The sequence below is a fragment of the Rhodoplanes elegans genome, assembly GCF_016653355.1.
Classification (GTDB): domain Bacteria; phylum Pseudomonadota; class Alphaproteobacteria; order Rhizobiales; family Xanthobacteraceae; genus Rhodoplanes; species Rhodoplanes elegans.
The window spans coordinates 1-7,669 of sequence record NZ_NHSK01000053.1; the positions used below are offsets into that span (position 1 = coordinate 1).

Sequence of the window (7,669 nt, forward strand, 5' to 3'; positions counted from 1 at the left end):
CCAGTGGCGGAACCCTGCCCACCCTGATAAAAGGCCGGCGGTTCAGACAAATGGTCGCGGTCGGGCGAGGCCCGGGGCGCGGCCCCGGCCGGGTCCGTGACGGACCGGCCGATCGGCCGGCAAGAAGGCGTGTCGTTCATGCGCACCGCAACCGTGAAACGCACCACCAAGGAAACCGACGTCGAGGTCGCGGTCGATCTCGACGGCGCCGGTAAGGCGTCGGTCGACACCGGCATCGGCTTCCTCGACCACATGCTGGACCTGCTCGCCCGCCACTCCCGCATCGACATGACGATCCGGGCCAAGGGCGACCTGCACATCGATCAGCACCACACGGCCGAGGACGTCGGCATCACGCTCGGCCAGGCGGTGCGAAAAGCGCTCGGCGACATGAAGGGCATCGGCCGCTATGCGGACGTCCATCTGCCCATGGACGAGACCCTGACCCGGGTGGCGCTCGATATTTCCGGGCGCCCGTTCCTGGTGTTCCGCACCAGCTTTCGGCGGGACAAGATCGGCACCTTCGACACCGAGCTGGTGCGCGAGTGGTTCCAGGCCTTCGCCATGAACGCCGGCATCACGCTGCACGTCGAGACGCTGTACGGCGACAACGACCACCATATATCGGAGTCGTGCTTCAAGGGGCTCGCTCGCGCGTTGCGGACCGCGGTCGCGATCGATCCGCGGACCAAGGACGAGGTCCCCTCCACCAAGGGCAGCCTGGGCGGCTGACGGCCCGGAGCCGACGAGACGCGCGGCCGGACGGGCCGCGGCCGCGGCCAGCGTAGGACGCGACCCAGCGAAGGACACGACATGGCAGTCTATGCAGTGCTGGAGCCCCCCGCCCGGCCGGACGGTCAGCCGGCCGATCCGATTCGGGTGCGCTTCGTGCGCGACGGCTTCTCCTGGGGCGCCTTCCTGTTCGGCCCGTTGTGGATGATCCGCCACCGGATGTGGCTGGTGCTGATCTGCTGGCTGCTGGTGATGGCGGGCTTCGGCGTCGCCCATGCGGCGCTCGGCGTGCCGGCCGGGGCGCGGATCGCCGTGTCGGTGCTGATCGCCCTCCTGGTCGGGCTCGAATCGGCGACGCTGCGCCGCTGGACGCTGCTGCGAGGCGGCTGGCGCGAGGCCGGCATCGTCGTCGCCGACGACCTCGAGACGGCCGAGCAGCGCTATTTCGCCCGTCGCGCCGACGCGGCCGCCGACCTCGACCGCACCTGGAGCGACGCCCCGGCGCCGCGGCTGCGGCCGGGCGGCCGCGGCGTCCTCGGCCTGTTCCCGCTGCCGGGAGCGGGGCGATGACGGTCGCCATCGTCGACTACGGCTCCGGCAACCTGCACTCGGCGGCAAAAGCCTTCGAGCGGGCGGCGCGCGAGAGCGGCCACGACCAGCCGATCCTGGTGACCAGCGACCCCGACGTGGTGCGGGCCGCCGACCGGGTCGTGCTGCCGGGCGTCGGCGCCTTCGCCGACTGCCGGCGCGGGCTCGAAGCCGTGACCGGTATGGTCGAGGCCCTGGAGGAGACGGTGCGCCGGCGCGGCCGCCCGTTCCTCGGCATCTGCGTCGGCATGCAGCTGATGGCCGAGCGCGGCCGCGAGTACGAGGTCGTCGACGGGCTCGGCTGGATTCCCGGCGAGGTCGACAGGATCACGCCGGCGGATCCGTCGCTGAAGATCCCGCACATGGGCTGGAACACCCTGAACGCGCTGGCGCCGCACCCGCTGCTCGACGGCATCGCGACCGGGCCGGACGGGCTGCACGCCTATTTCGTGCACAGCTATCATCTGAAGACGGCCGACCCCGGCGATCTGGTCGCGCAGGTCGACTACGGCGGGCCGGTCACCGCGATCGTCGCCGACGGCACCGCCGCCGGGACCCAGTTCCACCCGGAAAAGAGCCAGCGGCTCGGCCTCGCGCTGATCGCCAATTTTTTGAGATGGGCCCCGTGATCCTGTTTCCCGCCATCGACTTGAAGGACGGCCTCGCCGTGCGCCTGGAGCAGGGCGACATGGCGCGCGCCACCATCTTCAACCGCGATCCCGCCGAGCAGGCACGCCAGTTCGAGGAGATCGGGTTCCAGTACCTGCACATCGTCGATCTCGACGGCGCTTTCGCGGGCAAGCCCGTCAACGCCGCCGCGGTCGAGCGGATCCTCGAGCTGGTGTCGATCCCGGTGCAGCTCGGCGGCGGCATCCGCAACCTCGCGACCGTCGAAGGTTGGCTGGAGAAGGGCATCACGCGGGTGATCATCGGCACCGCGGCGGTGCGCGATCCCGAGCTGGTGAAGACGGCGGCCAAGGCATTCCCCGGGCGCGTGGCGGTCGGGCTCGATGCCCGTGGCGGCCGCGTCGCGGTCGAGGGCTGGGCCGAGGTGTCGGACCTGCCGGCGCTCGATCTCGCCCGTCGCTTCGAGGACGCCGGCGTCGCGGCCATCGTCTACACCGAGATCAGCCGCGACGGCATGCTGACCGGCCTCGATCTCGACGGCACCATCGTGCTCGCCGAGGCGATCTCGATTCCGGTCATCGCCTCGGGCGGCCTCGCCTCGATCGGCGACATCGAGAAGCTGATCGAGCCGCGCGCAAAAAAGCTCGCCGGCGCGATCGCCGGCCGCGCCCTCTACGACGGCCGCCTCGACGCCCGCAAGGCGCTGGCGCTGCTGAAGAGCGCGGGGGCGGTGTCGTGACTCCGGGGCGGATCGGCGACAGGTCCGAAGCGTTCTCGCGTGTGGGACGCAAGCGATTGATTCTGAACAAGGTTCGTGATGCCGCCATTGATCCGAGCGGGAACGTCGCTTATATTCGGAACAAATGGATTGGGGGTTCCCGGTCGGCGCTTGGCCTCGGAGTGATCCGGGGCCATTCGCTTTTCGAGAGCCCGCCGATCGAAAGGCCGACCGCAGTAGGGGCGTCACGGAAAGATTCGGATGCGGCCCAGCCCCGGCCGATCCCCGCGGCCGCGGACCAGCTTTTTCGCGATGATGTCGAAGGCGCGGTTGGGCTGGGTGGGGCGCAGGACCTTCAGGCCGATCGGCCGGGCCGTGAGATCGGCGATCTGCATGCCGGCCGCGTTGGCCTTCTTGTCGAGGAAGACGATCTCGAAGTTCGGCAGCTTTCGCTGGAAGACGTTCTCGCCGCCGACGATCCGCCGGAACTCCAGCTCGAGCGCCTTGTCCTCCCGATCACCGCGGCGCTCGAAGACGAAGTGGAGCGTCCTGGTCGGCGAGTCGTACCGGCTCACGAACTCGAACACCCGCTCGACGCAGAACGACAAGGCGAGGTGATACGGGTTCTCGGCGAACAGATCCTCGTGCTTGAGTCGGCGCTTGTCGATGACGGTCGCGATCATCCGGACTCGTGCGTCCGCCAGAAGCGTGTTGAGATCGGCCAGGAAGGCCTGATTCCGCTCCGGCACGTTCAGGAACGCGAAGGGCGGGAGCTTCTTGCGGATCTCCCGCTCGTGCAGGATCACGGTGTCGTGCCCGAACCACTTGAATTTCAGGGCATGCACGGCCGGTACGACGCGACGAACATACGTGGTCTTCTCGAACACGCACAGGCACAGAACAAACACCGGATACGCTTCGTCGATCTTGACGAGGCTGTGATCGCCGCTCTCGTCGGCGTAGATCACGAAATCGCTGAACTCTGACATCGCGCGCCCAACGAACGGCCACATCGTATCATGTTCAAGGTCCGCGTCATTCCCTGCCTCGACGTCAAGGACGGCCGTGTCGTCAAGGGCGTCAACTTCGTCGATCTGGTCGATGCCGGCGATCCGGTGCAGGCGGCGATCGCCTACGACGCCGCCGGCGCCGACGAATTGTGCTTCCTCGACATCACGGCGAGCCACGAGAACCGCGGCACCATTCTCGACGTGGTGCGGCGCACCGCCGAGGCGTGCTTCATGCCGCTGACGGTGGGCGGCGGCGTGCGCACCGTCGACGACATCCGGGCGCTCCTGCAGTCGGGCGCCGACAAGGTGTCGATCAACACGGCGGCGGTGAACAATCGCCAGTTCGTCAAGGAAGCGGCCGAGAAGTTCGGCAACCAGTGCATCGTGGTGGCGATCGACGCCAAGCGGGTGGCGGGCCCGGGCACGGCGCTGCCGGATGCGGCCGACCGGTGGGAGATCTTCACCCATGGCGGCCGCAAGCCGACCGGGATCGACGCGGTCCTGTACGCGAAAGAGGTCGTCGCGCTCGGCGCAGGAGAAATCCTGCTCACCTCGATGGACCGCGACGGCACCAAGTCGGGCTTCGACATCGCGCTGACCCGCGCCATCGCCGACGCCGTGCCGGTGCCGGTGATCGCCTCGGGCGGGGTCGGCACCCTCGATCACCTGGTCGAGGGCATCCGCGACGGCCACGCGACCGCGGTGCTGGCCGCCTCGATCTTCCATTTCGGCACGTTCACGATCCGGCAGGCCAAGACCCACATGGCCGCGGCCGGCCTGCCGATGCGCCTCGATCCCTGAAAAAACTCGCGAATTTCCCCTTCCGACGGACCAGACGAGCATGAGCGCCTTCACGCTGCACGACCTCGAGGCCATCATCGCGTCGCGCGCCGCGGCGAGCGCCGAGACCTCCTACACGAAGAAGCTGCTCGACAAGGGCGCCGCCCATTGCGCCAAGAAGATGGGCGAGGAGGCGATCGAGGTGGTGCTGGCCGGCGCAGGGGAGACCCGCGATCGCGTCGTCGCCGAAGCGGCCGATCTCCTGTACCATCTGCTGGTTCTGTTGAAGGCGCGCGACATTTCGATCTCCGAGGTCGAGGCCCTGCTGAAATCCCGTACGGCGCAATCCGGACTCGACGAGAAGGCCTCACGGAAGGATGCCTGACCCGATGGATCAGCTCGTCGTTCCCCGCTCCGGCACCCAGCTCTCCCCCTACCGCGTGTTCTCGCGCGACGAATGGGCGGCGCTGCGCGAAGACACGCCGATGACGCTCGAGCCGGCCGAGGTGATCAGGCTGCGCTCGGTGCACGACCGGCTCGACATCGAGGAGATCGAGGAGATCTATCTCCCGCTCTCCCGCCTCCTGTCCCTCTACGTCGCCGCGACCCAGAAGCTGTTCCGGGCGCAGCAGCGCTTCCTCAACACGGGCGACGCCAAGGTGCCCTACGTGATCGGCGTCGCCGGCTCGGTGGCGGCCGGCAAGTCGACCACGGCGCGCGTCCTGCAGGCGCTGCTGGCGCGCTGGACCAACGTGCCGAAGGTCGATCTCGTCACCACCGACGGCTTCCTGTTCCCCAATGCGGTGCTGCAGCAGGAAGGCCTGATGGACAAGAAGGGCTTTCCGGAGAGCTACGATCTGCCGGCGCTGCTGCGCTTCCTCTCGCACATCAAGGCCGGCCGCCGGCCGGTGCGGGCGCCCGTCTACTCGCATCTCGTCTACGACGTGGTGCCCAACGAGTGGATCGAGATCGACCGCCCCGACATCCTGATCGTCGAGGGCGTCAACGTGCTGCAGACCGGCCGCCCGCCCAAGGACGGCAAGGCGATCCCGTTCGTCTCCGACTTCTTCGACTTCTCGGTCTATATCGACGCCGACGAGGACGTGCTGCACCACTGGTACGTGAAGCGGTTCCTCGCGCTGCGCGGCACCGCGTTCCGCGACCCCAAGTCTTACTTCCGGCGCTACTCGCAGCTCACCGACGACCAGGCGGTCGCCATGGCGACCGACATCTGGGAGCGCATCAATCTGGTCAATCTGCAGGAGAACATCCTGCCGACCCGCCAGCGCGCCGACCTGATCCTGAAGAAGAGCGAGACCCACCGCATCGCCGAGGTCGCACTGCGGCGGCTGTGAGCGAGCGGCTGCCTCGCGACTCTCACCGTCATCCTGAGGTGCTCGGCCAATGAGCTCGGATTTACCCGAGATCAGCATGATAAGTGCGCAAGTCGGCTATAGCCGACGTGCGTGGCCGAGCCTCGAAGGATGTACGGCCCGGGCCGTCGCCCTTCGAGGGCCGCTGCGCGGCCACCTCAGGGTGACGGGTGCAGTCCATGATTGCGACGCAGATCACGCCGCGTGGCGCTCGGCGCCGGCGCCGAAATGGCCGATGTAGCGGGTGTTGATCAGGCTCACCGGCAGGATCACCAGGATGTCCGTCGTGCCGAACTGGCGGTCGATCACGGCGCCGTCGCCGATCACGGCGCCGATCCGCAGATAGCCTTTCACCAGCGGCGGCAGCGCGTGCAGGGCCGCCTTCGCGTCGATGCTCTCCTTGGCCATGCGGTCGAGCGGCACGTAGCGGCGCGGCAGCGCGCGGGCCCGCCACGCCTCTGGGGCCGGCGCGTAGTGGTGCAGGAACGACAGCGGCAGCGCGAGCGCGTCCGGATCGGTGCCTTCGAGGCTGGCGCAGCCGAGCATCACGTCGACCTTGTGGCGCAGCACATAGGTCCAGATGCCGTGCCATAACAGCTCGACGGTGCGCTTGTTGCGATAGGGCGGCAGCACGCAGGAGCGGCCGAGCTCGAGGAACTTCATCCCGCGATGACGCGCGATCAGCGGCGCGATGTCGAACTCGCCGGCCGTGTAGAAGCCGCCGCGGCGCTCCGCGATCTCCTGACGCAGCAGCCGGTAGGTGCCGACGACGGCCGGACCCTGGCGGGTCGGCTTGTCGTGATCGAGCACCAGGAGATGATCACACAGCGCGTCGTAAGGGTCGACGTCGCGGCGCGCCAGCATCGTCGTGGCGTCGGCGACGGCCGACATCTCCTGATAGAACACGTCGAAGCGCAGGCGCTGGGCGCGGCGGATCTCGGCGGCCCGATGGGCGAGCCGCACCTCGAGCGAGCCGATGCGGCCGAGCGTCTCGTCGCTGCGGGTGAGCCGGGGATCGGAGACGCGCAGGCCGCCATAAGCCTTCAGCGCCGCGAGCTTGGGGACGCCGGCGCCGGGGCGCGGCAGACCGGCCAGGCCGAACAGGCGTTTCGGAGGAGTCTCGCGCAACGACGCGGGCATCGACGGCTCCCGAAATCAATCAGTCGGACTCGGGCGAACGACGCGATTCGCGGCACCCGGCCGATCATCGTCAAATAAGCCGCGGCGACCACGGATTTATGACGCGGCCGCGTTCAATGTAACAAGTCTACACTGTCGCATCGCGCCGCGGCAGGGCCGTGTTCGCGACACCGGTCCGGAGGTCGGGGCGGTCGGCGAGCGCGTTCACGCCGGCTCAGGCGGCCAGCACGACGCCCCTTCGGCCGTGGCCGATGAGCGCCTCCAGCCGGTCGCGGTCCAGCGGCTTGACCAGAACGGCGTCGAGCCCGGCCGTCGTGTAGGCCGCGGGATCGGCCGGCGAGGCGTCGGCCGTGAGCGCCGCGATCAAAGCTGCGGGAAGACCCTGCTCGGCCTCGTGCGCGCGGATTTGACGCGTCGCCGCGAGGCCGTCGAGACCGGGCATGTGCAGATCCATCAGGATCACGTCGTAGGCGCGGCCGCTGTCGACCGCCTGCCGCCACGCCGCGACGGCGGCGAGGCCGTCCGGCGTGACCGTGACGCGGTGACCGAGCCGCTCGAGCAGGGCGCGGACCAGGAGCGCGTTGATCGGATTGTCCTCGGCGACCAGCACGGCGCGTGATGGTCCATGAGCGACAGCATCGAGGCGCGGCGCGTCCGGCGCCGGCGCGGCGCTGGGGGCCGGGTCGGCGGCGGCGGCGGCG

General features: G+C 68.9%; 10 protein-coding genes. 7 read left to right on the forward strand and 3 right to left on the reverse strand.

Annotated elements, in window-relative coordinates; all coding sequences use genetic code 11:
• Positions 1-138 precede the first annotated feature (138 nt).
• The 4 genes from hisB to hisA all read left to right on the forward strand — a co-directional run bounded on the left by hisB (position 139) and on the right by hisA (position 2,686).
• On the forward strand, positions 139-732 hold the full coding sequence (gene hisB, locus CCR97_RS04710) for an imidazoleglycerol-phosphate dehydratase HisB (protein WP_111358783.1): 594 nt from the start codon (positions 139-141) through the stop codon (positions 730-732).
• 81 nt (positions 733-813) lie between these two features.
• Entirely contained in the window at positions 814-1,302 is a 489-nt protein-coding gene (locus tag CCR97_RS04715) for a DUF2628 domain-containing protein (protein WP_111358782.1), read from the forward strand.
• Positions 1,299-1,949: an imidazole glycerol phosphate synthase subunit HisH gene (hisH, locus tag CCR97_RS04720; protein WP_111358781.1), complete on the forward strand. Its 651-nt coding sequence runs from the start codon at positions 1,299-1,301 to the stop codon at positions 1,947-1,949. Before CCR97_RS04715 ends, hisH begins: the two co-directional genes overlap by 4 nt.
• Positions 1,946-2,686, forward strand: a complete 741-nt coding sequence (gene hisA, locus CCR97_RS04725) for a 1-(5-phosphoribosyl)-5-[(5-phosphoribosylamino)methylideneamino]imidazole-4-carboxamide isomerase (protein ID WP_201159339.1) — start codon at positions 1,946-1,948, stop codon at positions 2,684-2,686. Before hisH ends, hisA begins: the two co-directional genes overlap by 4 nt.
• Before the next feature lie 224 nt (positions 2,687-2,910).
• On the opposite strand, the gene CCR97_RS04730 is transcribed toward hisA, so the two are convergent.
• On the reverse strand, positions 2,911-3,654 hold the full coding sequence (locus CCR97_RS04730; protein ID WP_111358779.1) for a DUF3800 domain-containing protein: 744 nt from the start codon (positions 3,652-3,654) through the stop codon (positions 2,911-2,913).
• Positions 3,655-3,684: 30 nt separating this feature from the next.
• Here CCR97_RS04730 and hisF point away from each other — a divergent pair, with 30 nt between their 5' ends.
• Genes hisF through coaA form a run of 3 tightly spaced genes read left to right on the forward strand, consistent with a single transcriptional unit; the run spans position 3,685 to position 5,810 of the window.
• Positions 3,685-4,476: an imidazole glycerol phosphate synthase subunit HisF gene (gene hisF, locus CCR97_RS04735; protein WP_111358778.1), complete on the forward strand. Its 792-nt coding sequence runs from the start codon at positions 3,685-3,687 to the stop codon at positions 4,474-4,476.
• A gap of 40 nt (positions 4,477-4,516) precedes the next feature.
• Complete coding sequence (locus CCR97_RS04740) at positions 4,517-4,840, forward strand: phosphoribosyl-ATP diphosphatase (protein ID WP_111358777.1); 324 nt, start codon at positions 4,517-4,519, stop codon at positions 4,838-4,840.
• Positions 4,841-4,844: 4 nt separating this feature from the next.
• Positions 4,845-5,810, forward strand: coding sequence for a type I pantothenate kinase (gene coaA / locus CCR97_RS04745; RefSeq protein WP_111358776.1), 966 nt, complete (start codon positions 4,845-4,847; stop codon positions 5,808-5,810).
• 213 nt (positions 5,811-6,023) lie between these two features.
• Here coaA and olsB read toward each other — a convergent pair whose 3' ends face one another.
• Both olsB and CCR97_RS04755 read right to left on the reverse strand, forming a co-directional pair.
• Positions 6,024-6,968 carry a l-ornithine N(alpha)-acyltransferase gene (gene olsB / locus CCR97_RS04750; RefSeq protein WP_111358775.1) on the reverse strand — a complete coding sequence of 315 codons (945 nt, stop codon included), beginning with the start codon at positions 6,966-6,968 and terminating at the stop codon, positions 6,024-6,026.
• A 214-nt stretch (positions 6,969-7,182) separates the two neighbouring features.
• Positions 7,183-7,669 (reverse strand): response regulator (locus CCR97_RS04755; RefSeq protein WP_201159340.1); only part of this gene is annotated, 487 nt, incomplete at its 5' end.

Bases quoted from the DNA above. Each gene is read 5' to 3' on its own strand.
- hisB (WP_111358783.1), top strand. From the start codon at position 139: ATGCGCACCGCAACCGTGAAACGCACCACCAAGGAAACCGACGTCGAG.
- CCR97_RS04715 (WP_111358782.1), top strand. From the start codon at position 814: ATGGCAGTCTATGCAGTGCTGGAGCCCCCCGCCCGGCCGGACGGTCAG.
- hisH (WP_111358781.1), top strand. From the start codon at position 1,299: ATGACGGTCGCCATCGTCGACTACGGCTCCGGCAACCTGCACTCGGCG.
- CCR97_RS04730 (WP_111358779.1), bottom strand. From the start codon at position 3,654: ATGTCAGAGTTCAGCGATTTCGTGATCTACGCCGACGAGAGCGGCGAT.
- hisF (WP_111358778.1), top strand. From the start codon at position 3,685: ATGTTCAAGGTCCGCGTCATTCCCTGCCTCGACGTCAAGGACGGCCGT.
- CCR97_RS04740 (WP_111358777.1), top strand. From the start codon at position 4,517: ATGAGCGCCTTCACGCTGCACGACCTCGAGGCCATCATCGCGTCGCGC.
- coaA (WP_111358776.1), top strand. From the start codon at position 4,845: ATGGATCAGCTCGTCGTTCCCCGCTCCGGCACCCAGCTCTCCCCCTAC.
- olsB (WP_111358775.1), bottom strand. From the start codon at position 6,968: ATGCCCGCGTCGTTGCGCGAGACTCCTCCGAAACGCCTGTTCGGCCTG.